The sequence below is a fragment of the Streptomyces aurantiogriseus genome, from assembly GCF_014649375.1.
Taxonomy (GTDB): Bacteria; Actinomycetota; Actinomycetes; order Streptomycetales; family Streptomycetaceae; genus Streptomyces; species Streptomyces aurantiogriseus.
Window position 1 is genome coordinate 434,455 of the sequence record NZ_BMSX01000002.1, and the last position, 25,742, is coordinate 460,196.

19 protein-coding genes and 3 pseudogenes are annotated in these 25,742 nt (G+C 70.2%); 15 read left to right on the plus strand and 7 right to left on the minus strand.

Going from position 1 to position 25,742, the window contains the following annotated elements:
* Nucleotides 1-370 precede the first annotated feature (370 nt).
* A pseudogene (locus IE263_RS49920) lies at nucleotides 371-504 on the plus strand (metallophosphoesterase); the annotation flags it as partial.
* Nucleotides 505-531: 27 nt separating this feature from the next.
* Here IE263_RS49920 and IE263_RS05390 read toward each other — a convergent pair.
* Nucleotides 532-1,641: a substrate-binding domain-containing protein gene (locus IE263_RS05390; RefSeq protein WP_189932718.1), complete on the minus strand. Its 1,110-nt coding sequence runs from the start codon at nucleotides 1,639-1,641 to the stop codon at nucleotides 532-534.
* A 206-nt stretch (nucleotides 1,642-1,847) separates the two neighbouring features.
* Here IE263_RS05390 and IE263_RS05395 point away from each other — a divergent pair.
* Nucleotides 1,848-2,581 (plus strand): annotated as a pseudogene (locus IE263_RS05395) (SpoIIE family protein phosphatase); the annotation flags it as partial.
* A 396-nt stretch (nucleotides 2,582-2,977) separates the two neighbouring features.
* Complete coding sequence (locus tag IE263_RS05400; protein WP_189932720.1) at nucleotides 2,978-4,051, plus strand: TauD/TfdA family dioxygenase; 1,074 nt, start codon at nucleotides 2,978-2,980, stop codon at nucleotides 4,049-4,051.
* A gap of 800 nt (nucleotides 4,052-4,851) precedes the next feature.
* Here the strand turns inward: IE263_RS05400 and IE263_RS05405 are convergent.
* Entirely contained in the window at nucleotides 4,852-5,994 is a 1,143-nt protein-coding gene (locus IE263_RS05405; protein ID WP_189932722.1) for an acetamidase/formamidase family protein, read from the minus strand.
* A 141-nt stretch (nucleotides 5,995-6,135) separates the two neighbouring features.
* On the opposite strand from IE263_RS05405, the gene IE263_RS05410 reads away from it, so the two are divergent.
* Nucleotides 6,136-6,882, plus strand: coding sequence for a TSUP family transporter (locus IE263_RS05410; protein ID WP_189932724.1), 747 nt, complete (start codon nucleotides 6,136-6,138; stop codon nucleotides 6,880-6,882).
* A gap of 162 nt (nucleotides 6,883-7,044) precedes the next feature.
* On the opposite strand, the gene IE263_RS05415 is transcribed toward IE263_RS05410, so the two are convergent.
* Both IE263_RS05415 and IE263_RS05420 read right to left on the minus strand, forming a co-directional pair.
* The gene (locus tag IE263_RS05415; RefSeq protein ID WP_189932726.1) at nucleotides 7,045-9,267 is read right to left on the minus strand and encodes a cytochrome P450/oxidoreductase; all 2,223 of its coding nucleotides are present in this window, start codon (nucleotides 9,265-9,267) and stop codon (nucleotides 7,045-7,047) included.
* A gap of 153 nt (nucleotides 9,268-9,420) precedes the next feature.
* Nucleotides 9,421-10,503: an NAD(P)-dependent alcohol dehydrogenase gene (locus tag IE263_RS05420; protein ID WP_189932728.1), complete on the minus strand. Its 1,083-nt coding sequence runs from the start codon at nucleotides 10,501-10,503 to the stop codon at nucleotides 9,421-9,423.
* A gap of 73 nt (nucleotides 10,504-10,576) precedes the next feature.
* Between IE263_RS05420 and IE263_RS05425 the strand changes: the two genes are divergently transcribed.
* From IE263_RS05425 to IE263_RS05460, 8 genes are all read left to right on the plus strand, one after another.
* Complete coding sequence (locus IE263_RS05425; RefSeq protein ID WP_189932730.1) at nucleotides 10,577-12,025, plus strand: aldehyde dehydrogenase family protein; 1,449 nt, start codon at nucleotides 10,577-10,579, stop codon at nucleotides 12,023-12,025.
* A gap of 10 nt (nucleotides 12,026-12,035) precedes the next feature.
* Nucleotides 12,036-13,235 (plus strand): PucR family transcriptional regulator, encoded by a 1,200-nt coding sequence (locus IE263_RS05430; protein ID WP_189932732.1) that lies wholly within the window; start codon nucleotides 12,036-12,038, stop codon nucleotides 13,233-13,235.
* Between the two features lie 385 nt (nucleotides 13,236-13,620).
* Nucleotides 13,621-14,643 (plus strand): quinone oxidoreductase family protein, encoded by a 1,023-nt coding sequence (locus IE263_RS05435; RefSeq protein WP_189932733.1) that lies wholly within the window; start codon nucleotides 13,621-13,623, stop codon nucleotides 14,641-14,643.
* Nucleotides 14,640-16,019, plus strand: a complete 1,380-nt coding sequence (locus IE263_RS05440) for an amidohydrolase family protein (protein ID WP_189932735.1) — start codon at nucleotides 14,640-14,642, stop codon at nucleotides 16,017-16,019. The genes IE263_RS05435 and IE263_RS05440 overlap by 4 nt, the downstream gene beginning before the upstream one ends.
* 748 nt (nucleotides 16,020-16,767) lie before the next feature.
* Nucleotides 16,768-17,856: a BMP family ABC transporter substrate-binding protein gene (locus tag IE263_RS05445; RefSeq protein WP_229910800.1), complete on the plus strand. Its 1,089-nt coding sequence runs from the start codon at nucleotides 16,768-16,770 to the stop codon at nucleotides 17,854-17,856.
* Nucleotides 17,857-17,886: 30 nt separating this feature from the next.
* Nucleotides 17,887-19,443 carry an ABC transporter ATP-binding protein gene (locus tag IE263_RS05450; protein WP_189932737.1) on the plus strand — a complete coding sequence of 519 codons (1,557 nt, stop codon included), beginning with the start codon at nucleotides 17,887-17,889 and terminating at the stop codon, nucleotides 19,441-19,443.
* Nucleotides 19,440-20,621, plus strand: a complete 1,182-nt coding sequence (locus tag IE263_RS05455) for an ABC transporter permease (RefSeq protein ID WP_229910801.1) — start codon at nucleotides 19,440-19,442, stop codon at nucleotides 20,619-20,621. The genes IE263_RS05450 and IE263_RS05455 overlap by 4 nt, the downstream gene beginning before the upstream one ends.
* On the plus strand, nucleotides 20,618-21,532 hold the full coding sequence (locus tag IE263_RS05460) for an ABC transporter permease (RefSeq protein ID WP_189932739.1): 915 nt from the start codon (nucleotides 20,618-20,620) through the stop codon (nucleotides 21,530-21,532). The genes IE263_RS05455 and IE263_RS05460 overlap by 4 nt, the downstream gene beginning before the upstream one ends.
* Before the next feature lie 245 nt (nucleotides 21,533-21,777).
* On the opposite strand, the gene IE263_RS05465 is transcribed toward IE263_RS05460, so the two are convergent.
* On the minus strand, nucleotides 21,778-22,812 hold the full coding sequence (locus IE263_RS05465) for an aldo/keto reductase (protein WP_189932741.1): 1,035 nt from the start codon (nucleotides 22,810-22,812) through the stop codon (nucleotides 21,778-21,780).
* Between the two features lie 187 nt (nucleotides 22,813-22,999).
* Between IE263_RS05465 and IE263_RS05470 the strand changes: the two genes are divergently transcribed.
* The 3 genes from IE263_RS05470 to IE263_RS05480 all read left to right on the plus strand — a co-directional run bounded on the left by IE263_RS05470 (nucleotide 23,000) and on the right by IE263_RS05480 (nucleotide 24,365).
* The gene (locus IE263_RS05470; protein ID WP_189932742.1) at nucleotides 23,000-23,452 is read left to right on the plus strand and encodes a VOC family protein; all 453 of its coding nucleotides are present in this window, start codon (nucleotides 23,000-23,002) and stop codon (nucleotides 23,450-23,452) included.
* Nucleotides 23,437-23,868, plus strand: coding sequence for a nuclear transport factor 2 family protein (locus IE263_RS05475; RefSeq protein ID WP_189932744.1), 432 nt, complete (start codon nucleotides 23,437-23,439; stop codon nucleotides 23,866-23,868). Before IE263_RS05470 ends, IE263_RS05475 begins: the two co-directional genes overlap by 16 nt.
* A 212-nt stretch (nucleotides 23,869-24,080) precedes the next feature.
* Entirely contained in the window at nucleotides 24,081-24,365 is a 285-nt protein-coding gene (locus IE263_RS05480) for a hypothetical protein (protein ID WP_189932746.1), read from the plus strand.
* Nucleotides 24,366-24,780: 415 nt separating this feature from the next.
* Here the strand turns inward: IE263_RS05480 and IE263_RS48265 are convergent.
* A pseudogene (locus IE263_RS48265) lies at nucleotides 24,781-24,960 on the minus strand (hypothetical protein); the annotation flags it as partial.
* A gap of 195 nt (nucleotides 24,961-25,155) precedes the next feature.
* Nucleotides 25,156-25,716 carry a flavin reductase family protein gene (locus tag IE263_RS05485; protein WP_189932748.1) on the minus strand — a complete coding sequence of 187 codons (561 nt, stop codon included), beginning with the start codon at nucleotides 25,714-25,716 and terminating at the stop codon, nucleotides 25,156-25,158.
* Between the last annotated feature and the right edge of the window lie 26 nt (nucleotides 25,717-25,742).

Genomic DNA, 25,742 nt, shown 5'->3' on the forward strand with positions numbered 1-25,742 from the left:
AGGGCTGTTCACGACTTCGAAGTGCGTTCCTGGCGATGTCGTCGTGCACGAGCGGCAGGCCGCTGACGCCTTGGCTGTGGGATGGGCGATCTGCATGTGTGATCTTGGCTCCGTCTCGAACAGAACCCGGCGTACAGCCCGACTCGTCTGCCGCTCTTTACTTTCGCAGGTCAGGGGCTATGTTTTCTTGCCTCGGAGCGCATCAAAAGTATTGTCCGGCGTGTCCGTGCGGAGAGCGGGCTGACAGCGGCTGGGATGGCCGGGTCGGAGCCCGTGTTGCTGGGCGGGGCGTCTTGGCGGGCAAGGGCCGTCCAGGCCGGGCAACACGACCAGCAGCCCCGGTGCAGGTACGCCTGGAAACGCCTGTTCCGCGCCGACCTTCGGCCGCGGCTTCGCTCAAAAGGTCGTGGACACCAGCAACTCGACCCAGCCGGACTTGTCGCCGTGGTCGGCGATCTGATCGACGGCCCGCTCATGAAAGCACGAGGTAAGGCATCGTTCCCACGACGCTGATCCCTTGGCTTCGCGGGCCTACTTCCTCAGACCTATCGCGGCACAGTCGGCTGCTAGCTCGGGTGGGCAGATCTCGGACAGCTCGTAGATGCGGTCCCGTAGGACCGTGTCCTTGATGTTGTCCTTGGTCAGGGCGCTGATAGGCACGAGCTGCGCGGGGATGTCCTTGTAGGTAGGGCTGTCGACCCTGTCGCGGGTGAGGGCGTCGAACTGGATGCTCTTGCCCTGGGCCTTCGTCACAGCCATCTCCGCAGCAGTCTCGGCCTCCTGCGGGTACGGCTTGTACACGCTCATGTACTGCTCGCCGGCGATGATTCGATGGACTGCCGGGAGTTCCGCGTCCTGTCCTGTGACCGGCGGCAGGTCGGTCACACCCGCGGCCTTGAGTGCCTTGACGACACTGCCCGCCAGGCCGTCGTTGGCGGCGTAGACGGCTTTGATGTTGTCCTTGCCGATCTCTTTGATTGCCTCGGCCATGTCCTTCTCGGCGTTCGTCGGCTTCCAGCCCACGGTGTCGAACGACTTGGCGATCGTCACCTTGCCGTCGAGAGCAGAGAGCGCGCCTGCCTTGAACTGCTTGGCGTTCGGGTCGGTGGCCGAGCCATTGATCATGACGATCTTGTCGGAGAGGTCGGCATCCTTGCCGAGGGCCTCCAGCAGGGAACGGCCCTGCACCTGACCGACGAGCTCGTTGTCGAAGGTGATGTACGCGTCGATCGGCCCCTCGGCCAGCCGGTCGTAGGCGATGACCGGGATACCGGCCTCCTTGGCCCTCCTCACCCCGCGTGCGATGGCGTGCGTATCGACGGCGTCCAGCAGGATCACGTCCACCCGCTCGTCGATCATGTGCTGCAACTGCTGGGACTGCTTGCCTGCGTCCGCATCGGCGTTGGCGTACTCGACCAGGCCCTGGCCGCGGGTGAGGGACTCAATCTTCGCCTTGATGACGGGGTAGTGGAATTTCTCGTACTGGGGATTCGCATTCTCCGGCAGCAATAGCCCCACGGTGATGTCGTTGCCCTTGGTCGGACTCACGTCGTCGCTGCTCCCCGTCGCGTTGAGGGCGTCGCAGCCGACGAGTGGGACAGAGATCGTGATGACGGCCAGGGATATGGCGATACGACGCATCGGAAGCTCACTTCAGGGTGTGGTCCGGGCGTGGGCAAGGCAATGCGGCCCACCAGGTTGAAAGCCGGCGCGGGGGCGACCCTCGGCATCAAGATTGCAGCACTATACGATATGGCGTCGCGCAATGAGAAATGGAGGGTAGTCGTAAACCGAGCGAAAGACCGCATGCTTCGACGTCGTCACACGAGGGTGTCTGCCGCCCGCCCCGACGCCGGTCCGAGGGGCGCGCCGGCCGTCCCGGGCCTGCGCTGATCAGCCCTCAGTGCACTGTGGACTTCCTCGACCTTCCTGCCGGCCCCCCGCTGGGCCTCGGTGGCCTGCCCTTCGAAAACGCCGAGGTCACGCTGCCCGAGGGCGGTGTGCTCGCCCTCTACACCGACGGCCTCATCACCATGCGAGACCAGGCCATGGACCAAAGCCTCGCGCGGCTGCGCCAGGTACTTTCACGCCCCACAGCCTGCTTGGACGACCTGTGTGACGCAGTGCTCACCACGCTGCCGCTTGAGCATCGAACCGACGACATAGCCCTGCTTCTGGCCCGCACCCACGCCCTCGACGCCCGGCAGGTGGCCACCTGGGGCCTGCCCGCCGACCCGGCCATTGTGGCCCAGGCCCGTAGGCTCGTCCGAACACAGCTGAGCACCTGGAACCTGATGGATGCGTGCTTCGTGACGGAGCTGGTCGTCAGCGAACTTGTCACCACGCCATCCGTTATGCCGACCCGCCCATCCAACTGAGGCTGATCCACGACCGCCACCTCATCTGCGAGGTTTCCGACGCCAGCAGCACCGCTCCCCACCTGCGCCGTGCTCGCACCTACGACGAGGGCGGCAGGGGCCTGCTGCTGGTTGCCCAACTCACCCGCAGTTGGGGCACCCGCCACACGCGCACCGGAAAGACCATTTGGGCTGAACAAGCTCTGGGATTCGAGGCGGGCTGACCCGCCATGAAGCCAGGGGAGCGGTCGCGGAAGAACGGGATCGCCGCCGAAGTGCGCCCAGGGCAATACTGTATTGCGAGATGCCATCTTGCCTATTGACTCGGGCTTCGAACCGCTCATATGGTTGGCGCACTTCTTGAGAGGATGGGATCCCGCATGAGGCCAGTCGCCCTGACCGGTGCCTTCCTCGTGTCGTGCGCCGGCCGTCGGACCTACGACGAACCGCTCAGGTACTCCCCGCCCCGCGAAGGGCTGCGCGTCGGCACAGCTGCCGGCGAACCTCAGACCCCCTTCTGAGGATTCGTTGCGGCACGACGAACAAGTGCCGCACCGAAGACTTCGCCGTTCGGCGTTCGCCGACGGCGTTTCCCTTACGTTCGCGAGGAGTGCATCACCTTGACCACCACTACCCCCCCTCAGCAGGTCTCCGGGCCGTCCGCCTGGCGCGGCGACGAGCTGTCCAAGTCCTCCGAGTGGATATACGTCCTCAGTGACGCCGAGCGCGCTGAGCTGGAAAACCTGGGTCGGCGCTTCGTCGCAGACGACCCCGACCTGCGCACCGTCACCGCCGCCGACTACCCGTTCGACGCCTGTCGTGCCCTCAACAACGAGTGCGCCGCACAGATGGATGCCGGCCGGGGCTTCGTCCTGGTGCGTGGGCTGCGCACCAAGGACTACGGCGACACGATGGCGGCGGCCATCTTCTTCATCATGGGCCTGCACCTCGGCCAGCCGATCGGACAGAACCAGAGGGGCGACCTGCTCGACCACGTGATCGCCACGTCGAACAAGACGATGGCCGACGAGGGGGCGCTGCCTTCCCGCGTGCGCGACCGGCTGCCGTTCCACTCGGACAGCTCCGATGTCGTCGCCCTCATGTGTCTGCGTGGCGCCAAGGAGGGGGGAGCATCGAGCCTGGTCAGCGGTACCACGATCTACAACGAGATGCTGCGCCGTCGGCCGGATCTCGCTCCGCGGCTCTTCGACACCTACCACTGGGACTGGCGGCGTCAGGACCCCGACTCCCCGGAGCTGACGTACACCTCACCGATCATCAGCTACGTCGACGGCGTCTTCAGCACCTACGCCGGTAGCTCGATGATCTTCAGCGCTCAGGAGTACCCCAGCGTTCCCCGGCTGACGCCCGACCAGACCGCGGCGATCACCCTCTTCGACGAGATCTCGCAGGAGCCTGGCCTGCCGATCGACATGGATTTCCAGCCGGGTGACGTGCAGTGGCTGCTCAACTATGCCGCGCTGCACTCGCGCACCAGCTACATCGACCACCCGCAGCCGGAGCGCCGTCGGCACCTGCTGCGTCTGTGGCTCAAGCGGGACGTCGGCCGTCCGCTGGCTCCCAAGTTCGGCAAGCACGTCGTCGAAATGGGTGAGCCCACCGCACCGCTGGTGCCAGGCGGCCGGTTCCGCATCGCCGACGCCGTCACCGTCAACGACGACTGGGGCGTGTGACGCCGTACCTTCTCGGTTGCGGTCGTCGGCGTCCGCGGCTGATTCCGCAGTGACGCCGACCGATCCCTGGCAGGCAGGGCGGCGGACACCCAGCCGGCCAGGAAGGCAGCAAGCTCGTCGTACAGCATGAGCTCCGTCAGCTCATGCGACGAACCGGCCCCTGCACCACGCTCGACGAGCGTGGTGCAGGGGCCGTGGTATCGCCGAAGGCAACCCTCGACCGCCGTAGCCATTGCGCCACCTGGCTACGGCGGTCCTCTGACGTTGCGAAGAAGTCCGCGAGCGCACCGGCAGGGGAGCGCGTCAGCAGTCCCGTTCCGCTCCAGCGGTTGTCCCGCCGACCTCGCAGGCGACATCGAGCAGGTCTGCGCACGGGGCGGCGCCGCCGACCCGACCACGGAGCAGTGGAGCACCATCGTGCCCGAGGCCGACCATCGGCGAGTGTGCGGCTTCCCGCACGATTCGCCTGGCACGGCGGTTGTCGAGGCGGGTGGTCGCCCGGCAGCTTGAGTAGCTGTCCGGACGGTGGCCAGGATGTGAACCGCGTCAGGTAAGCGCGTTGACGACCGCGTCGGTGTCCAGCCCTCATACGGCAGTAGCGCGTCGACCTCTCCGCCGTCCGGCGACCGCCGAGCAGGTCGCGCCGGCCAGGATCCAGTCGTCATACCCGGCGGAAAACGTCCGTCGAGTTGGTCCTCGGCCGGACGGTCCACGGCCGTCAGGACGACGAGCGCGTGCGGGAACACCGAGGGCCTGGCGTCGGTGGCACCGTGCCGCAGTGGGAACCGGCGCCTGTTTTCTCAGCGCCGGGGGCGGAGCTCGCGGAAGTCGGACTTGCGGATCTTTCCATGGACGCCCTTCACACCGTCGACGACCTGGGAGATCGCGAAGTCGCCTGCCGCGCTGAGGTACGCCATCGCCAGATGGCGGTCGATGCGGTAGTCGGTTGTGAGCAGGTCCAGCGCGCAGCGCACGCAGTCGCTCATCGCCTCGTCCAGGTCCTCGTCCAAGCCGATCGGCACGAGGTATTCGTCTGTCTCGGCAAAAGGGGCGACGCGGCCGTGGCCCGGCCGCAGAGCCGCACCGCCGGGCACCAACTCGAGCTTCACGGTGGTGCGCAACGACGCCTCGAACGCGGTGAGGGCGATCTCGCCGTCGCCCTGTGCGAAGTGCGGGTCCCCGAAGTAGACCAGCGCGTCGTCGACCTGCACCGGAAGGAACAGTGTGGCGCCCTCGCCGAGCAGGGAGACGTCGAGGTTGCCGCCGTGACGCCCGGGCGGCACCGAGTGAGGCCGGGTGCTCCCGGGCACCGCCACGCCCATCACGCCGAGAAACGGCCGCAGCGGGAAGCGCAGTGAGCCGCGGGAGGGATCCATCGGGTCCACCGCCATCCGGCCCCACGCGCCGTGGCGATCCGCGTGTGCGGTCGCGAAGGTGAACACGGGACCGGGCAGCGACGGCATCTCGCCGGGGAGCGCGCCGAAGCCATGCCGTGCGGAGACCATGCCGTACGGAACTCGCGGTGTGAGGCCGAGGATGGTCACGGCGAGCAGATCGCCGGGCCGGGCACCGGCCACAGCTATCGGACCGGTGACCAGGTGCGGCCCGTCGTCATCGAAGTCGTGCGCCATGCCGGAGTCCGCCACCTGCTGGGCGTCGTCGAGGACATGCGCGCCGCTGACGCCGTAACGGGCGAAGAACTCACGTGGGTTGCGGTCCTGGTCCTCCAGAACTCCCTCGTGGCTGAGCGTGTCGACCGTGACGACGGAACCCGGTCGCACGACCGCGCACGGTGAGTCCGCCTCGCACGGGAGACGCCCCCACAGGGTGTTCCCAGGCGTGGCCGGGACGTAGGTCGTCGACGCGATCGCTCCGTGGCCGGGCTGGAGGACGGGGAAGCCGGTTGCGGCAACGTCGAGGAGGGGGGAGCCGGTCGCTGGCATGGCCACACCTTTCGTGGAACGGATGGCCCGACGCTATGAACGTCTCGTTGCCGTGGTGTTTCGCGCGGGGGTCCACACAGTAACTATGTCTCGTATGTCAATATGGCATCTCGTAATAGGTTGCTGCACAGGGAGAGTCCGATGGACGTCGGCGACGTTGTTCTCATGGGCGGTGCCGGCTTCGTCGGTGGGTTCGTCAACTCCATAGCCGGCGGTGGGTCGCTGATCCTCTTCCCCGCCCTGGTCGCAGGAGGGCTGGGCACGGTGGCTGCCAACGTCACCAACTCCGTGGCGCTCTGGCCGGGCTACCTGGGCAACGTCGCGGCACTCCGGGGGGCGTCCCGCCCACCCTCCGCGACCTCGCCGGCGGTGGTGTCCGCAGTGGGTGCCGCCGCTGGATGCGCGCTGCTGCTGCTCACCCCGACGCGCATCTTCTCGGTCGCAGTGCCGTTCCTCGTGCTCGGTGCCAGTGCCCTCTTCGCCTTCCAGCCCTGGTTGCGGGCACTGCTCGGCGCCGCTCACGGTGACCACCGCGTGAAGCTCTACGCGGGAGTACTCGTCGGCGCGGTCTACGGCGGTTACTTCGGAGGCGGGCTGGGAGTGATCCTGCTGGCGCTGCTCGGCCTGACGTTGCCCGCTCCGCTGGCCGAGGTCAACGTAGTCAAGGGGACGTTGCAGCTGGTCGTGGCCAGTGTGTCGCTCGTCGTGTTCGCGTTGTTCGGCCCCGTGCACTGGGTGATCGCGCTGGTTGTCGCGCCGTCGTCCCTTGCCGGCGGAGTGCTCGGCGGCCGGCTGGCGAGGAGGTTGAGGGAGCCGGTGCTGCGTGCCGCCGTGGTCGGCTTCGGCGTGCTGGCCGGCGTCTGGCTGGGTATCCGCGCTTTCGGCTGACCACAGCCGCTGCGGGGAGGGCCGGTGGGTGCGCCGGCCGAGCACCCACCGGCCACCGCGCTGGTCCCATGGTGAACGTCGCGCCCGCTGGTGGACCCGTGCGGCAGCCGGCTGGTAACCAGGAGGCCGGCCGACGGAGGTGGTCCGCCGGCCGGCCGGGGCTCAGAGGTCGAGGACCAGTCGGTCGCCCTGGCAGCGGCCGACGCAGATCATCATCGTGCGCCCGGCAAGGCGTTCCTCGTCGCTGAGCACGGAATCCCGGTGCTCCGGTGTACCGGCGAGCACACGGGTCTCGCAGGCGCCGCAGTATCCCTTCTCGCAGTCGTAGGACAGGCCGCTGACGTTGTCGCGCAGGACCTCGATGAGGCGGCGGTCGGCCGGCACGGTGAGGGTGACCCCCGTGCGCGCCAACTGGACTTCGAAGGCGCGGTTGTCCGCCGCGTCGAACGCCGTCTCGAGGTCGTCGCCGGCGGCGAAGCGTTCCAGGTGCAGCCGGTCGGTGAGGCCCAGGCTGGAGCACTCACGCTCGACGGCCGCCAGCATCGGTCCCGGCCCGCACGCGTAGACGGCGGTGCCGGCATCCAGCCCGCCCAGCAGCCGGGGGAGGTCCGGCAGCCCGGCCTCGTCCTGCGGGAGGAGGGTGAGTGCGTCACCGGCGACGGTGGCGAGCTCGTCGGCGAACGCCATCGTCGAGCGGGTGCGTCCGCCGTACACGACCGTGAAGGGCGTGCCGCGTCCGGCGGCCTCGCGGACCATGGCGAGGATCGGTGTGACGCCGATGCCGCCGGCGAGGAACAGGTAGGACGGCGCCGGCCTGAGCGGGAAGTGGTTGCGTGGCCCGCGTACCGCGAACGTGACTCCGGGGCGGGCGAGTTCGTGGAGTTCGACCGATCCGCCCCGGCCCTTCGGCTCGTGGAGGACGCCGATGCGCCACGTCGTGGCGTCGGCGGGATCGCCACACAGCGAGTACTGGCGCAGCCTGCCCGAGGGCAGACGCAGCTCGACGTGGGCGCCGGGCTGCCAGGCGGGCAGTTCGCCTCCGTCCGGCAGGCCGAGGTCGACGGCGACGACGCCGTCGGCCGCGGCACGCACCGCGGTCACCCGCAGCGGGGTGGGCGTGGCCAGCGCGCGGACAGAGCCTGCCGCCGCGGTCGCCCGGGGGCCGGGCGTGAAGACCGCGGGGACCGCGTCCCAGCCGGACTGGTTGCCGCGCGTGGGGTAGGGGACGAGCCCCTCCTCGATCACCCGGTAGTCGGGCAGCCGGGTCAGGACCTGCGTCATCATCGCGCGGAACATGGCCCGGGCGAGGTGCGCGCCGGCGCACCGGTGCGATCCGATCCCGAAGCTGAGGTGCCGGCCGGCGTCGCGGTCCAGTCGTACCTGCTCGGGGTCGGGGAACACGGCGGGGTCGTGGTTCGCGGCGACCCACGGGATCAGCACCCGGTCGCCCGCGTGCATCGGGCAGCCACCGACCTCGACGTCCTGGGTGACCGTGCGCGCCATCGACTGCGACGGGGCGAACGCGCGGAGGAACTCCTCGGTCGCGGTGTCCAGCAGATCGGGGGAGTCGATCAGCCGCTGGCGCTGCTCGGGGTGGCGAGCGAGGTGGACGAGGGTCGATCCGGTCAGGGAGGTGGTGGTGTCGACGCCGCCGGCGATGAGCAGGCCGATCACCGACACCAGCTCGTCCTCGCCGAACTCGCTGCCGTCGTCGTGCCGGGCGGCCACCAGCGTGCTGACCCCGTCGGGCCTCGGCTCCACCCGCCGCTCGGCGATCAGCTCGCGGATGCGCTGGTCCATGTAGGCCAGTCCGGCGGCCCCCCTCGCGGCGCGCTCGCTGCCGGCCGGTGCGGCGAAGATGTCGTGGATCGGCCCGGCGAGCTTCGCCCAGTCCTCCTCGGGGAAACCGAGCCAGTCCAAAGTCACCGCGGCCGGCAGCGGGTTGGTGAGGTCGCGCACGAGGTCACAGGAGCCGAGCTCGATGAACTCGTCCACGATGCGGGCGGCGTGGCGCTCGATCATGGGGACCAAGTGCTCGACCGCCTCCGGGGTCAGCAGCGGGTTGATCAGTTTCCGGTACTCGGTCGACCTCGGCGGGTCGAGCTCGATCGGATACTGCTCCAGCCCGGGTCCTTTGGGGATGACGATGCCGACGCCCTGGCCGCCGTGGTCGCTGCGGGCCGAGGAGAACGTCTCGTCGTCGCGGGCGATGCGGGCCACGTCGGCGTACCGCGTCGTGTAGTGGAAGCCGCCGTGGGCGGCGGAGCGGCCCACCGGGCAGCTCTCGCGGAAACGCGCGTAGTAGGCGACCGGGTCGGCGTTGGCCTCGTCGGAATGGTGGTCGAAGTCGGTGTCGGCGGGCATGAAGTCGGTGTCGGCGGACATGGTGGGCACGCTCCACGTGCTCGGGCCTTGTGCGCGGTGTTGTCCGGCCGCGCCACCGGATGTCTGACATGCCTCAGGCGTCGGCCACCCTAAGGTGTCTCGCCGCGTGCGACAACGTCTCATGGAAGGCGCTCAGAGCCTCGTGGAAGACGATCAGAAGGTCAGTACGGCTTTGCCGACCGCGCCGGACCGGACGGCCGCGACGGCCTCGTCGATCTGCTCGAACGGGAAGTAGGTGATCATCTTCTCGACCGGGAACCGGCCCTTGGCGTTGAGCGCGAGCAGCTGCGGCAGAAACAGCTGCGGCAGGCTGGACCCGGCGATGATGCCGGTGACGGAGCGCCCGTTGAGGATGCTGCGCCATTCGAAGCTCATCGACTCGCTGGGGCCGATACCGATGACACCGGCGCGACCGAGCGGTCCCAGAGCCTCCACCGCGGTGCGCAGGACGTCCTCGCGTCCCGTCGTGTCGATCACGAAGTCGAAGCCCTCGGGGACGAGGGCGGCCAGCTGCCCGGCGGTGTCCCCGGCCGAGGAGTCGACGGTGTGCGTGGCGCCGAAGCCGCGGGCCGCCTCGAGCTTGGCCGGGTTCACGTCGACGGCGGCGACGACCGCGCAACTGCTCAAGCCGGCGGCGATGATGGCGGCCACGCCGACAGCCCCGGCCCCGAACACCGCGATCGACTGGCCGGGGCGCGGCTGCAGCACGTTGAGCACGCCGCCGGCTCCGGTCTGGAAGCCGCATCCGAAGGGGCCGGCCCGCAGCAGGTCCAGTGACGGGTCGATCTTCACGACCGCCCGCTCCGGTGCGACGGCGTGACTGGCGAACGATGACTGGCCCAGGAAGTGGGCGTTGACCTCCCGCCCCTGGTGGGTCACCGCGGTGGAGCCGTCGGGCCGGCGGCCGGAGAAGTTCACCGCGTCGAAGCTGCGACAGTAGGCGGGCGAGCCGGTGCGGCACAGCGCGCACGTGCCGCAGGACGCGAAGGACATGGTGACGTGGTCGCCCGGGCGTACGGAGGTGACGTGTGCGCCGACCTTCTCGACGACACCCGACCCTTCGTGCCCGAGCAGCGCGGGCGTGGGGAAGAAGTTGGCGAACTCGAGGTCGGTACCGCAGATGCCGACTGCGGCGACGCGGACGAGCACCTCGTCGGCGCGGGGTTCGTCCAGGTCCACCTCGGTCAGGACGAACGGCTTGCCGGGTTGCTCCAGCAGAGCGGCGGTGGCGCGCACAGGGCCTCCTCTATGCCTCACAAAGCGAGACCGCATATTGACATGCGTGACAAGGTCGGTCAAGGTACCCCCCATGGCGGCTGTTGACTTCCCTTCTTCCCAGCACTTCATCGACGGCGAGTGGGTCGCGGCCCGCGACGGCGGCAGGCTCGACGTCCTCGATCCGGCGACGCGACAGGTGATCACCCAGGTGGCCCGGGCAGGCGCAGCCGATGTCGAGGACGCGGTGGCTGCGGCACGCCGCGCCTTTCCTGCCTGGGCGGCGACCAATCCGAGCGAGCGCGGAGCACTGATCCGGCGCTGGGCCGACCTCGTCATCGCCGAGGTCGAAGCCCTCGCGGCGGTCGAGGCCCAGGACGTGGGCAAGCCACTGTCGGGCGGCCGGACGAACATCTACATCGCGCACGGCATCATCGACTACTTCGCCGGCGCGGCCGACAAACTGACTGGCGTCACGCTGCCCACCCGCAGCCCCGACTACCTGGGCTACACGGTGCACGAGCCGTACGGTGTGTGCGCCGTCGTGATCCCGTGGAACGTTCCCGCCGTGCTCACCGCCGCGAACGTCGCGCCGGCGCTCGCCGCGGGCAACACGGTCGTGCTCAAGCCGTCCGAGATCGCGCCGCTGGCACCGTTCGCACTCGTAGAGCTCGCCCGCCGCGCCGGCTTCCCGCCGGGAGTGATCAACGTCGTCGCGGGCCTCGGCCCGGAGACGGGCGTCGCACTCACCACGCACCCGGGCGTCGACCACATCAGCTTCGTCGGCTCCACCGCCACCGGGCGGGCGATCATGGCGGCCGCCGCACAGAACCTCGTCCCGGTGAAGCTGGAACTCGGCGGCAAGTCACCGAACGTGCTCTTCGCCGACGCCGACCTCGACACGGCGATCCCCGCGATCGTCGCCTCCATCACGGAGAACGCGGGCCAGAACTGCTACGCCGGTTCCCGGCTGCTCGTCGAGGCCTCGGTGCACGACGAGGTCGTTGAGCGGGTCGCCGACGGCATGGCCGCCGTCAAGACCGGGCCCTGGGACGCCGACCTGGACATGGGGCCGCTGGTCAGTGCCGCGCAGTTCGCCCGCGTCAGCGGCTTCCTCGAGGAGGCGCCTCGCGAGGGGGCCCGGCTGGTCACGGGTGGCACGCCCAGCGGCGACGGATGGTTCGTCCGGCCGACCGTCTACGACCGTGTGGATGCGGGCATGCGTATCGCCCGCGAGGAGGTCTTCGGCCCGGTTCTCGCGGTGCAGTCGTTCCGCGACACCGCCGAGGCGACCGAGCTGATGAACGCCTCCGACTTCGGTCTGCTGGCGTGCATCTGGACCAACGACGTCTCCCGGGCACTGCGGCTGGCGAAGGACGTCCGCTCCGGGCAGGTGGCGGTCAACCAGTTCCACGACGCGGGTGTGATCGGCTTCCCGTTCAACATGCAGAAGGACAGCGGCTTCAGCCGGGGCGGCGGGTACGCGGCGCTGCGCGAGTACACCCAGGAGAAGGGCGTGGCCATCCGGCTGCTGGCCCGCTGAGACCGACACCATGACAACCATCGCCGGGCCGCGGTCGGAACCGGCCCGGGAAGGACCGGAGCCGGACGTCTCACCTGCCGTTCTGGAGCGGGAACTGACCGAGGCCGTGCTGGCCGGCGCCGCACGCTCGGACGTGCTCCACACGCTTCGCCGGGCAACCGGCCGGCAGGTGCGCCTGCTGTCCGCGGAAGGCGCGCCGCTGGAGACCACCGACGGCGGCGCGGGCGTGCCGGCGGCGGTGGCCGACGCCGTGCTCGCTGAAGCGACCGGGCCGGTGGTCCACACGCTGGACGGGCTGCCGGCCACGGCCCTGCCCGTGCGTGCGGGGACGACGGTGGCCGGTGTGCTGCTGACCGTCGGTCCCGGTGATCCGCGCGTGCGGGCGCTGACCGGTGCCGCCGTCACCGCACTTCTCATCGACGCCGTACGCACGGGGGAGGGCACTGCTGAGGTCTCGTCGCAGCACACACCGGCCGGCGTCATCGACGCGCTGCGGTCAGGGACGGTGACGCCCTCCGTGTGCGCGGCGGCCGCGGCACTGGGGATCGATCTGCGGCGCCCGCCGGCCGGTGCCGTACTGCACTACAAGGGTTCCCGCTCGCGCGCCTGGTCCACCGCCCTCGCCTGGCTTGAGCACCCGGTGCTGCAGGTGGGGCGCACCGCGTGGACGGTGGTGCCGGACGAGGCCGTGCTCACCCGCCTGAGGGACCGGCTGTGTCTCACGACCGGCGACGACTCCGCCGACCACGTCATGGCGGCGAGCGGCTCCCACCCCGACTCACCCACAGGTCTGGCCCGCTCCTTCACCGAGGCCGAAAGACTGCTCGGCCTTGCCCGGACCCAGAAGGTCCCCGTCCTCACCTTCGACCGCTGCGGGGTCGTCCAGGTGCTTCTGCCCCTCCCCCATGCGCAGCTCGAGGCTTACGCCGAGGCGCACCTCGGGCCGATCCGGCAGCGTCCGGAGCTGATGGCGACCCTGCGTGCCTGGCTTGCCGAGAGAGGCAGTCGGCAGAGCGTCTCCGCCCAACTCCATCTGCACCGCAACTCGGTGGGCTACCGGGTGCGCCAGATCAAGAGCTTCCTGGGCACCGACCCCCTGCTTCCCGCAGTGTCGGCACAGCTGCACCTGGCGCTCGCGGCCCTGGATCTGCTCGCCGCCGACGAACAGCGGCTGCGCGGCGACGACGAGCCGGTGTCGGCGGGGCGCTGAGCGCCGTACGCAGCGCCCCCGCGTGCCACGGACGCTGTACGCCGCGCCGCCGCCCGGACGATGCAGTCCCGTGCGCTCTCTCGGCGGAGACGGCAGTGGACGAGCGCTCGGCTGAGGCGAGTTGAAACCCAGTCCGGCCAAAGCGCCGTCGCCGACCCACGGGTTGCGGTGCCTCGATCCGCTGCACCACCTGGCAGGACGCCATCCGCACCCACCTGCCGCGGCCTGGGCTGTCAGCCCTTGAGTGGGCGATACACCGACGAAACCAAGATGTTCCCCAGGAGCGTTGACAGCACCCGTCGGCGGAGGCAGAGTACCTCGCAATACGTATCACCGCCTCGCAATGCGAGACGACTTAGGGTGAGGAGGCAGCGCGGTGCGAGCCATGGTGCAGACCGATTTCGGCGGGCCCGAGGCCGTGTCCCTGCAGGATGTCCCGGAGCCGGTGTGCGGACCCCGTGACGTCGTCGTCGAGGTCGCGTACTGCGGGCTGAACCGCCTGGACCTGCTGCAGCGCAAGGGGCCGGGCCTGATCCCCGGCTTCCGCCTTCCGCACGTGCCGGGCATGGACTTCGCCGGGACGGTGGTGGCGACCGGGTCCGCGGTCAGCTCACTCGTCCCCGGTGACCGGGTCATCGCCGATCCCACCCAGGGCTGCGGCAGTTGCCCCCGGTGCGCCGTGGGCGACCGGGCCTACTGCCCGAGTCCCCGGATCCTCGGCGCCAACGCCCCCGGAGCACTGGCCGACTATGTACTGGCCTCTGCGGAATCCATTGTTCAGGTTCCCGAATCTCTGCCCCTCGCCGCGGCCGTCACCCTGCCCACCGCCGCCGCGACCGCGTGGCACGCGGTGCACTCGGTCGGGTCACTCGCCGCCGGTGAGACCCTCGTCGTGCACGCCGGCGCGAGCGCCGTCAGCCTGGCGGCCATCGCGCTGGCCAAGCGGGCCGGTGCCTCGGTCGTCGCGTTCGCCGGCACCGAGGCGAAGCGGGACGCGGCCCGCGCGGCCGGTGCCGACCTGGTGCTCCCCAACGGGGACCCCGACGCGGCGAAGACCGTGTCGGTTTTCACCGGCGGTGCCGGAGCTGATCTGGTCCTGGACCACGTCGGCACCCAGACCTGGCGCACCTCATTGGACTGTCTGGGCATCCGCGGACGTCTGCTCCTGATGGGCGACACCAGTGGCGACCAGGTTTCGCTCTCGCTCCGAGAGGTCTTCCACCGGGGCCTGAAACTGCTGGGCACCGGCGGCTACACCTCGGCCGACTTCGTCGCCGCCACGTCGGCCTGCTTCGCCGACGGTCTGCACCTGCCCACCGCCGCCCGGTTTCCGCTCGAGGATCTGGCCGACGCCTGGGACGTGCTCGCCGCCCGCGAGACGATCGGCAAGGTCGTGATCGAGCCATGACCGACCTGCTGATCGTGGGTGGCGACGTCGTCACGATGGACCCCGCACGACGCGTCCTCACCGGTGCGACGGTCGCCGTCTCCGGAGACCGCATCGCCGCGCTCGGCACGGCCGAGGACCTGCGTGCCCGCTTCCCGGGTGCGCGGGAGATCGACGCGTCGGGCTGTGTCGTGATCCCGGGCCTGGTCGACGCCCACCAGCACACGACCGTCGACCCCCTCGTGCGCAGCATGATCCCGGATCACATCGGCTCGCAGGAGTCGATATTCGACTGGATCGTCCCGCTGCACGCCCACGCCGACGGTGACGACGACGAACTTGCCGCCACCATCACCGCGGTCGACTGCCTGTCCCGGGGCATCACCACCGTGCTGGAGCCGGGAACGGTGGCCTACCCGGAACGAGTCGCCGCGGGACTCGGCGCCGCAGGTGTCCGCGCGCGGGTCGGCGGCTGGGGCTGGGACGCCGAGGGCGTGCCGTTCGGTGCGCCCGCCGACGAGGTACTCGCCCGGCAGGAGGACATCGTCCGGTCCCTGCCGGTCACCGGTCCGGTCACCGGGTGGGTGACGCTCGTCGGCCACGACCTGGCGAGCGACGAGCTCTTCGCCGGAGCGGCGAGCCTGGCCGAGCGGCTCGATGTCGGGCTTACCTGGCACATCTCGCCTGGACCTGCCGACATCGAGGCGTACGCCCGGCGCTGCGGGCGCAGGCCAGTGGTCCACTTCCGCGAACTCGGAGTACTCGGCCCGCGGCTGCTGCTCGGGCACGCCGTGTGGCTCGACGACGCGGAGACCGACGCGATCCTCGAGACCGGAACCGCGGTCGCCGCCTGCCCGGGGGCCTACCTGCGTCTCGCCCAGGGGTACACGCGCGCGTCGCGCCATGCCGAACTGGTGCGGAGGGGCGGACGGGTGGCACTGGGCTGCGACGCGCACAACGCCGGTGACGGCCCGGACGTCCTCCTGGCCGCCTACCTGTTCGCCGCCCTCGAACGCGACCGTGATCTGCCCGACCCGGTCCGCGCCGAGCAGGCGTTCGCGCTGGCGACGATCGACGGCGCCCGGGCGATCGGTCTCGGGGACCGCATCGGCTCGCTGGAGGTGGGCAAGGCCGCCGACATCGTCGTCCTCGACGGCGACGACCCCGCCTGGATCCCCCGGGGCGACCTCGCCCGCCAGCTCGTATGGGGTCATGTGTCGCGCACCGTCCGTGACGTGCTGGTCGACGGCCGCGTGGTCGTCCGCGACCGCCGACCGACCGGCGTCGACCTGGCGGCCGTCGCCGCGGCAGCCGCCGAACGATCCGCCGCCCTCCTGGGGCGTGCCGGCATCACACCCCGCCCCACCTGGCCCACGGAGCGGGCGGCCGACCGGTAAGGAGACCCGCCGTTGCATGTCATCGACACGTCCGGGCTTTCGCCGGCGAAGAAGCAGGGCCCGCTGTCGCGACCGACGGTTCCGCGGCCGCCCGACACGATCGATCCGGCGCGTTCCCGACAGAGAGGGCGACGCAGCACCGTACGGCTGCTTCGTGCAGGTCAACGAGGGCCGCCGTCGATCGCGGTTCTTCCATGGCGCCCGGCGGCCGGACCCCCGGGCCGAAGGATGCCTGGCTCGACACCGAGCCACACCGCCGCATCCGTAGCGAACGTCACGAGCGGAGGGGTCGCCGAGCACATCGAGGCGACGCTTCTCGAACACCCCCGTGCGTCAGCGAAATGGCCATCGCCGACCGGCGACCCCACCCCTTGTGGATCGTCGACACGCCACGCCGTCATCGGCCGACAGCCCCGCCCTCTGGAGTGCCGCGTGCACGAGGCGAAGCCCGCGGCGGCCACAGCCCCTGCTTCCCGGACGCGCACCTCGCGCTCGCGGAGGCCGTCCGCATCACCACTGCCTTTTCGATCACGTCCGCTCCTGGCCGCGTGACCCCACCCGGGTCCGAGCGCTCGGGCGGATGGTCTCCCGCGGCTCGTCCGCCGCGGGTGAGGAGCCCCTCTCCCACCAGGACCGTGTCTCCTGCGCCGAACCCGACCGGGCCGTCGGACCCCGCCGACTGACGCCACCCCCCGATGTCACCACCGCCGCGAAGAGGCGGTGCCACTCAGCGAACGGAAGCACACAGATGACCACAAGAAGCATGCTCTGGCATCGTCGGGCTGCGACAGGCCTCGCCCTCGCGGGAGCCCTCGCGCTCTCCGGCTGCGCCGACAACGCGGCGACGGCGTCCAAGCCGACTTCCGCGGCGAAGGGCGGCAGCGACTCCGCCCTCAAGGAGCCCGACGTCAACGGAGACGGCAAGGTCGTCGTCGGTGTCCTCAGCCCCGGCGACATCAACGACCACGGCTACTACCAGAGCTTCGTCGACTCGGCGGAGGCCTTCGCCAAGGAAAAGGGCTGGACGATCATCAAGCGCGGCAGCGTGCCCCCGAGCGACGCGCTCACCGCGGCCCGCGCGATGTGCCAGCAGAACGTCGACCTGGTCGCGCTCGGCGCGAGCGAGCTCAAGACCGCGACTCCCGCCTCCGAGGAGCCGGTCTGCAGCAAGACGGTCTGGTACCTGCCGTCGTCGTCGGACACCGACGTCCACCCCCGGGTCCTGCTGTCCGCCGACGACCCCAACCAGTCCCTGCTCGCCGCCGGCTACGCCGCGGGCCTGAAGATGAAGGCGGCCGGCTACACCAAGGCCGGGTTCATCACGGGCAACAAGGCCGACTTCAGCGTCAACGCCGCCACGGCGTTCCTGGCCGGGATCCGGGAGGTCGTCCCGAAGGCCACCATGACGAGCACCTACACCGGCGACTTCAACGACTCGGCCAAGGCCAAGGAAGCCACCCAGGCACAGATCAGCCAGGGCATCAAGGTCATCTACCCCTACCTCGGCGGAGCGACCGACGCAGCGGCGCAGATGGCGAACGAAGGCGGCGCGCTGACCCTCACGCCGGGCACCGACCGGTGCGACTCGACCAGTCCGAAATACGACATCTCGGTGATCTTCAGTCCGGGTGACTACTTCCGTGCAGCACTGGAGGAGTTCGCCAAGGACAACCTCAAGATGGGCACGACGCGCGTGTGGAAGCTGGGCGTCGACCCCTACCCGACCGTCAAGATCTGCCGGCCCGAGGGTGACGAGGCGAAGCAGCTCGACCAGTTCATGAACAAGATCGGCACCGACAAGATCGATCCGGCGGCCGAGGTCAAGCGCCTCGGCTGACGCGCCGACAGCGACGAGGAAAGATCAGCAATGACACCGACGACCTCAGCGGTTCCGATTCTCGAGCTGCGCGGCATCACGAAGTCATACGGAACCGTCAAGGCATGCGCCGGCGTGGACCTCAGGGTCGACGCCGGCGAGATCCACGGACTCCTTGGCGAGAACGGGGCGGGCAAGTCCAGCCTCATGAAGGTCCTGCTCGGGCTGGTCCGGCGCGATGCCGGCACCGTCCTGGTGCGCGGTGAGGAGGTCGCGCTGGACAGCCCGCAGGAAGCCGCCGAGCTGGGCATCGGCATGGTGCACCAGCATTTCAGCCTCATCAACGGGCTGACCGTGTGGGAGAACGTGGCGCTCGGCGACAACGGCAAGGTGAACAAGCAGGCCATCTGTGCCGACATCGCCGAGGTCTCCGCCCGGTACGGGCTGACCGTCGAGCCCGACGCACGCGTCGAGACCCTCTCGGCCGGTGAGCGGCAGCGGGTCGAGGTGGTCAAGTGCCTGCGGCGCAACCCTCAGATCCTGATCCTGGACGAGCCCACCTCGGTGCTGACGCAGGCGGAGTCGGAGGAGTTGTTCGCCGTGCTCGGCCGAGTGGTGCAGGAGGAGGGGCGCGCTGTCATCCTCATCAGCCACAAGCTCGCCGAGATCGCCCAGGCCACCGATCGGGTGACGGTCCTGCGCAAGGGCTGTGTCGCCTTCCGGGCGGTCACCGCCGACACCACTCCCCAGTTGCTCGCCCGGCAGATGGTGGGCCGGGAGGTGTCCCTGGGAGAGGAGGCCGCCGCCCTCGGCCTGGTGCCGGCAGACAAGAGGCGCAAGGACGGAGGCGGCGGCCCCGAGGGGCAGCAGCCCGTCCTGCGCCTCGCCGGACTCACCGTCGACCAAGGCGGGGTCAGGCTCCTCGCGGATGTCGACCTGACCGTGGGACCGGGCGAGATCGTCGCCCTCTACGGCGTCGAGGGCAACGGCCAGGCGACCCTCGGTGATGTCCTCGCGGGGCTGATCCCGCCCACAGCGGGCACCATCGAGGTCACCGGGGACAGGGTGGACGTGACCCGGCCCGGCGCGCTCTCGAAGGCCGGCCTCGGCATCGTGCCGGAGGACCGCCACCACAGTGGCGTCGTCCTCGACATGAGCGTCGCAGAGAACCTGACGATGAAGGCGCTCGACAAGGTCAGCGGCCGGTTCCTGCTGCGGCGACGCGCCATGCTCGCCGAGGCCCGTCGCCTCGCCGACGAGTTCAACATCGTCACCCCGTCGCTGGACGCGCCGGTACGCAGCCTGTCCGGCGGCAACCAGCAGCGGGTCGTACTCGCCCGGGAACTGTCCGGGCACACCCGGGTCCTGGTCGCCGCGCAGCCCACCCACGGCCTCGACGTCGGTGCCATCGAGGACATGTACGCCCGGCTGCGCGCAGCGGCCGCCGAAGGCGTCGGAGTGCTGCTCATCTCCACCGAATTCGAGGAAGTCATGGCCCTTGCAACCCGGATCGCGGTGATCTCCTCCGGGCGGATCACCGGAGCACTCCCCGTCTCCGAGGCGACCGCCGAACGGCTCGGCATGTTGGTCGGCGGTGAGGCCGCATGAGCGCCGCCTCACTGACGGATCCGAGCGACCTCGGCCGGCGCCTCCTCGCCCGGCTCCGACCAGGGCGCCGTGACTGGATGACGGCGGGGCTGACCCTCGCGCTCATCGGTGTCGCCGGCGGTGTGTCCGCGCTGCTGCTCACGCTGACCGGTGCCTCACCGAGCGCCTCGTTGAACGCGATATGGACCGGTTCTCTGGCCAACGCCACCGGCTGGACGACGACGCTGCTCAACACGGCCCCTCTGCTGCTGGTCGCGGTCGGTGCGTGCGTCTGTGCGTCCGCCGGCATGTTCAACATCGGCCAGGAGGGGCAGGTGCTCATCGGCGGCCTGGCCGGTGCCTGGGTGGGGCTGCGCCTGGCCATGCCCGGCCCCATGCTGGTCGTCGTGGTGCTGGCCGCCGCCGCCGTCGGCGGTGCCGCCTGGGCCGCGCTCAGCGCCCTGATGCTCCGCTTCCGCGGCGTCAACGTCCCGGTGAGCACCCTGCTGATGACGTTCCTCGCCATCCAGCTCGTCAGTTTCGCGGTCAGCACGCCGTGGGTCCTGCAGGAGAGCGTGCAGGGTGCCGGCGACATCGCCGACGCGCAGTCCAACGCCCTGCCGGCCAACGCACAGCTCGCGAGCTTCGGGCAGTACCCCTCGATGCAACTCAACACGGGCCTGTTCCTCGCGCTCGCCGCCACGGTCGCCGTCGCCCTCCTCCTGAGCCGCAGCCGGTGGGGCTTCAAGGTGCGCATGGTCGGACTGAACCCGCGCACCGCCAAGCACGCCGGTGTCCGGGTGGCCGCGCTCGGCGGTCTCACCCTGGCGCTGTCCGGCGCCTTCGCCGGGCTGGCCGGGGGGCTGCTGCTGGCCAGCCCGGTCAGCACCAACCGGCTGCAGGCCGGTCTCTCCGACAACGTCGGCTGGGACGGCCTGCTCGTCGCGCTCGTCGCGCGCAACCGGCCCCTGGCCGCGATCCCGGTGTCGTTCCTCTTCGCCGTGCTGCGTGCGGGCGGCGACTTCCTCTCGGCCACCGGCGTGCCGTCCTACCTCGTCGACATCGTCAAGGCGTTGCTCGTCCTCGCCTTCGTCGCACCGCCCGTCCTCTTCGACCTCTTCCACGGGCGTCGCGGTGCCACACCGCGGGCGGCGCCCACCGTTTCCGTTGTCCCGGCCAAGACGGAGGCAGCCGCGTGAGCGTTCTGGACAGCACCACGACCATTCTCGCGAGCGGCGTCCGGCTGACCGTCCCCTTGGCCTTCGCCGCCTGCGGTGAGTACCTGGCCGAGCGGGCCGGCGCGATGAACATCTCCGTCGAGGCGATGATGCTCAGCGCCGCGTTCACCTCGGTCGCCACCGCCAGCGCGACCGGCAGCGCCACCGTCGGTCTCGCGGCCGGCGTCCTGACCGGTCTCGTCGTCGGTTTCGTGCACGGCAACCTCTCCCACCGGGCCCAGATCAACACCTTCGTCATCGGCCTCGTACTGAACGCGCTGGTGCTCGGGCTCACGAGCTACCTGATCACGACGGAACAGTTCACCGCACACCAGGTCGGCGTCCTGTCGATCCCGCTCCTCCAGGACATCCCACTCATCGGCAAGCCGCTGTTCTCCCAACGCTGGCCGGCCTACCTGCTGATCCTGCTGGTGCCGCTGACCTGGTGGTTGGTGGAACGCAGCCGCTGGGGCCTGGAACTGCGGGCGGTGGGGGAGAACCCGCAGGCCGCCGACGTCACGGGCATCAAGGTGAACGTGCGGCGCCGGCAGGCCCTGCTGTGGTGCGGCGCGCTGGCCGGGCTCGGCGGCGCGTACCTCGCGGTCGGCGAGGTCGGATCGTTCAACCAGAACATGACCGCCGGACGCGGCTACCTCGTCATCGCAGCGGTGATCTTCGGCGCGTGGCGGCTCGGCCGGACCCTGCTCGGGTGCCTGGTGTTCGGACTCTCCGACGCGATGCGCCTGGCGCTGCCCGCGCTCGGTGTCACCCTCAACGCCCAACTGCTCGTCGCGGCCCCGTATCTGCTCGCGCTCCTCGCCATGCTGCTGTTCACCACCCAGCACCGAGAACCGGCGGCGCTCGGCCGACCTTTCGAGCGCGGGTCGACCTGACGACAGGGCCGGGGAAGGCCCGTCAGCCACACCGGATGCAGGCCCACGTACGTCCAGTACGAGGGCCTGCTCCGGCACGCCCGGAGCGCGTCGGGCGCCCCGTGGCCGACCGCGCGGTGGTCCGAGGCCGCGCCGAAGCAAGCACGGCTGTGCGGCCCCATGCCGTCCGGAGGGACGCACCACCCGGCGGACGGCCGGCCCCGCGACGGCAGCACGGGGCCGGTGTTCGCTGTGGAACACCGGTGTCAGCGGCGGCGCAGCGCCGCTGTCTCCAGTGCCGGAGGTGTGTGGCCGATGTCGCGCGGGTTGAGCACACTGCCCGGCGCGACGAGTTCGTCGATCCGGTCCAGCGCCTCGGCCGACAGCGGCCGGTCCACCGAGGTGAGCTGCGTCAGGAGCTGATCGTGGGTGCGCGGGCCCATGAGGGCCGAGGTGACGCCGGGATGGGCGAGTACGAACCGCAGCGCCAGCTCGACGAGTGTGCAGCCCTCGTCGGCCGCGATGCGCACGAGTTCCTCGACGACTGCCTGCTTGCGCTCGCGTATCCGCTCGTCGGCGAAGTCGAAGTGGTCGCCGTGGGTCCGCGCGCGCGAGTCCCCAGCCGGTTCGGCGCCGGCCCGGTACTTGCCCGTCAGCCAGCCGCCGTTCAGCGGGCTCCACACCATGACGCCCATACGGTGCCGCTGCGCGGTGGGCAGCGCGGCGGCCTCCGCGTGCCGGGCCAGGATCGAGTACGACAGCTGTTCCACGGTGAACCGCTCGCGGCCGGCACGCCGCGCCGCCCACTGCGCCTCCACGATCTCCTCGGCCGGGAAGCTGGAGGTGCCGATCGCCCGTACTTTGCCCGCCCGCACCAGGTCGCTGAGCGCACCGAGCGTCTCCTCGATGTCGGTCAGGGGATCGGGACGGTGGACGAGGTACACATCGAGGTGGTCCGTCCGCAGCCGTCGCAGACTGTCCTCCACGGCACGAGTGATCCAGAGCCGTGAGTTGCCGCGCCGGTTGCGGTCGAGCGGCCCTCCGGGCATCCGGTTGTGGAACTTCGACACGAGTACGATGTCGTCGCGGCGTCCCTTCAGCGCGCGGCCCAGCATCTCCTCCGACTCGCCGAAGGCGTACACGTCGGCGGTGTCGACGAAGTTGACCCCGGCGTCAAGCGCCGTCGTCACCATGCGGTGGCACTCCGCCTCGTCGGTGTTGCCCCAGGCCCCGAACATCATCGACCCGAGGCAGAGCTCGCTCACCTCGATGCCCGTCCCACCCAGAATCCGGTAGCGCACGTCTTTCCCTCGTCTTCCCCGGCGACATCCGGCGCCGTCATGCCGCAGGCTCCCACTGCGGCGGGCGCGGAACCGATGTCGCGGGGGGTCAGCGTTGTCTGCGCAGGCGTTGTGTCCGCAGCACATCGACCCCCGGGGCCGAGCGGATCTACGCTCGAGGAAAACCGCACCACTCACTGGAGGTACCGTGGCCACCGGTCTCACCTCGGCCCGCTGGACTCACGTCGCGCTGCCGACCGGCGATCTCGACAAGGCGATCGAGTTCTACACCTCGCTGACTCCCCTGGTTGTCGTCGAGCGGTTCAAGGACGCCGACGGCGAAAGCGTCTGGCTCTCCAACGACAAGCAGGTCGAGACGCCCTTCGTGCTCGTCCTCGTGTCGTTCAACAAGGACAAGGGCAACCAGTTGGGCCTGCTGCACCCGTTCGCGCACATCGGCATCGAGGTGCCGGAGCGCGGGGACGTCGACGCGCTGGCGGACAGGGCCCGTGAACTGGGCTGCCTGCACTGGGAGCCCCGACAGATGCCCGACCCGATCGGCTACATCTGCGCTCTGAAGGACCCCGACGGCAACGTCGTCGAGATCTCCCACGACCAGCGTGTCTTCGACACGGTCCGGCAGAAGTGGGGTTCGTCCTGAATGACACCCGCGCCGCTGTCCAGGCCTATCTCGCGGCGTTGAACGCGCACGACGCCGACGCCGTGGCCGCCTGTGTGGCCGAGGACTTCGTCAACGAACACACGTCGTCGACGGGGCGCAGCCGCAGGGGCCGCGGCGAGTACCGTGCGGCGCTGACCGGGTTCCTCGAGGACTTCGGGGACCTGCACTACGCGCCCGAGCGCGTCCTCGTCGACGGCGAGTCGGCCGCGGTGCCGTACGTCATGACGTTCCGGATGCGCTCTGCGGGCGACCGCCCCGTGCGCATCCGCGGTGTCTTCGTGTTCACCGTCGCCGACAGTCTCATCACGCGCCGCACGGACTACTGGGACAGCGGCGAGGTGCAGCGACAGCTCGCCTGCCGACCCGAGTCGGCAGACCATGAATCGGCGCCCTGACCTGGCAGAACGTGCCCCAGTGACACCCCGCCCGCCTCTTGTGCCGACGGGGTGCCCGTGCCTTCCCGGACTGGGATTTCTCTCGGCGTGATGCTGGCTCGCATGAGAGATGCTTGCCGTGAGAGCAGTGATGACAAGAGTGGGGCGAAGTGCGCCGGGCCAGCCAACGGGGTGTCGGCAGCAGGGTCATTGCGCTACCGAGGCCGCCGGCTGTGCGGCACGACGCGTCGGAACGGGGCTGCTGCCCCGTTGCGGATGGCGATCTCGTCGAGCGCCATCGCTTCCAGAACCAGGACGGCGTCCAGGTCGGCGGCGTGCTGACCCATCATCTGTGTCTGGCGCACGGTCGGCGCTCCTCGCCGCGACCACTGGGTTTCGGCCCCGGCCACCTGGCCGTCGAGCTCGCCGACGAACTGCGCGAGCGGATCCACCGCGCCAACACCGCCCATGAGTGCGGCGCGGCCTGTCTGCCCGAGCGGATCGAGCCTCCGGCGTAGCGAGGGCGGGCCGCGGTCCTCATCGGCCCATCCGCTGGGCCTCGGTGAGCGCCTGCAGGCCAGTGTTTGTGTAACGGTCGCTGCGGTGTGGTGGCCGGGGCGGCATTGCGGGCACCGGTAGGAAAAGCCCTCCGCGCGCGTGGCGCCCACCCGGGACTCGGCCAACCGTCCGAGTTCAGTGCTGGGTGACCAGGGCTACGGCGCAAGTGAAGGACACGGGCCGACCTGTCGGTCGACGCCTGTGCCCAGCACCGGGCGACCGTCACTCTCTTCTCCGCCGCGCATACGGGAGGATCCCGGGCCTGCCCTCGACCGTAGGCGGCCTTGCAGCGGCCTCCAGGAGCATCGGGCGGGTGTAGCCGTCGACGCCTCGCACTGGGGGAATCCGCTGTCGAAGGGGACGGCGACCATGCCGGTAGAGCCCGCCATGACCGCGGCGCTCTTCGCTCACCAGCGACAACGCGACCAGTGATCTCACCGGCTCGTCACCGCACAGGACGGCGTCGGCCGGCGCGAACAACACGTCCGAACGAGCGGTCAGGCAGGGGTCTTGTCGACCAGGCCCTTCGATACCCCTTACAGAGTCTCGGTCCACACCGCGCTGTTCGCGGAGCTGACCCGCCGACTTGTTGCATCTGTGCCAGAGTCTTCCCGAAGAGCGTCGGGCTGCCGCTGTCGTACGCGTCGATTCAGCTGTGAGGGTCCGTGAGCGTGTCGGGTGCCGGGCGCTCCGCCGAGGTCGTCGACGGAGCCGGGTACGGCTATGCAGTGCCGAGGTCGTCCGGGGTGGTCATGACTGGTCGTTTCCGGCCGACGGCAGGGCGGATGGCTCCAGCGGGTTCAGGGTGTGGAACCGGCGCCCCTGATAGGTGAGCGGCTCCCGTGCCCGGACCACCACGTCGGCCACCTCTATCAGGATGATCGTGTGGTCGCCGGCGGTGAGACGCTGGTGGACGACGCCCTCGAGCGACACGGTAGCGCCGTCGAGCAGGGGCGGACCGAGCTTTCCCGGACTGAAGCGCGCCGCGGCGAACCTGTCGACGCCGGGCGTCGCGAACGCCGTCGCCACCGGGCGCTGGTCGGTCGCCAGGACGTTGACGGCCACCGACTCGGCCTGACTGAAGGCCGGGTGGACGTCGGCAGTGTCGGCCAGACAGACCGAAATCAGCGGCGGGTCCATCGACACGCTGGTCACCGAGTTCGCGGTGAAGCCGTACCGCTTCCCGTCCACTTCGGTGGTGACCACGCAGACAGACGTGACCATCGAGGACAGTCCGTCGCGGTACGCCTGCGGGTCATAGCCGGTGACAGGCTGGCGCGTGACGGCCTGTTCCGTCGCGGGATTGGGCATGTCAGACCACCACCATCTCGCCGGCA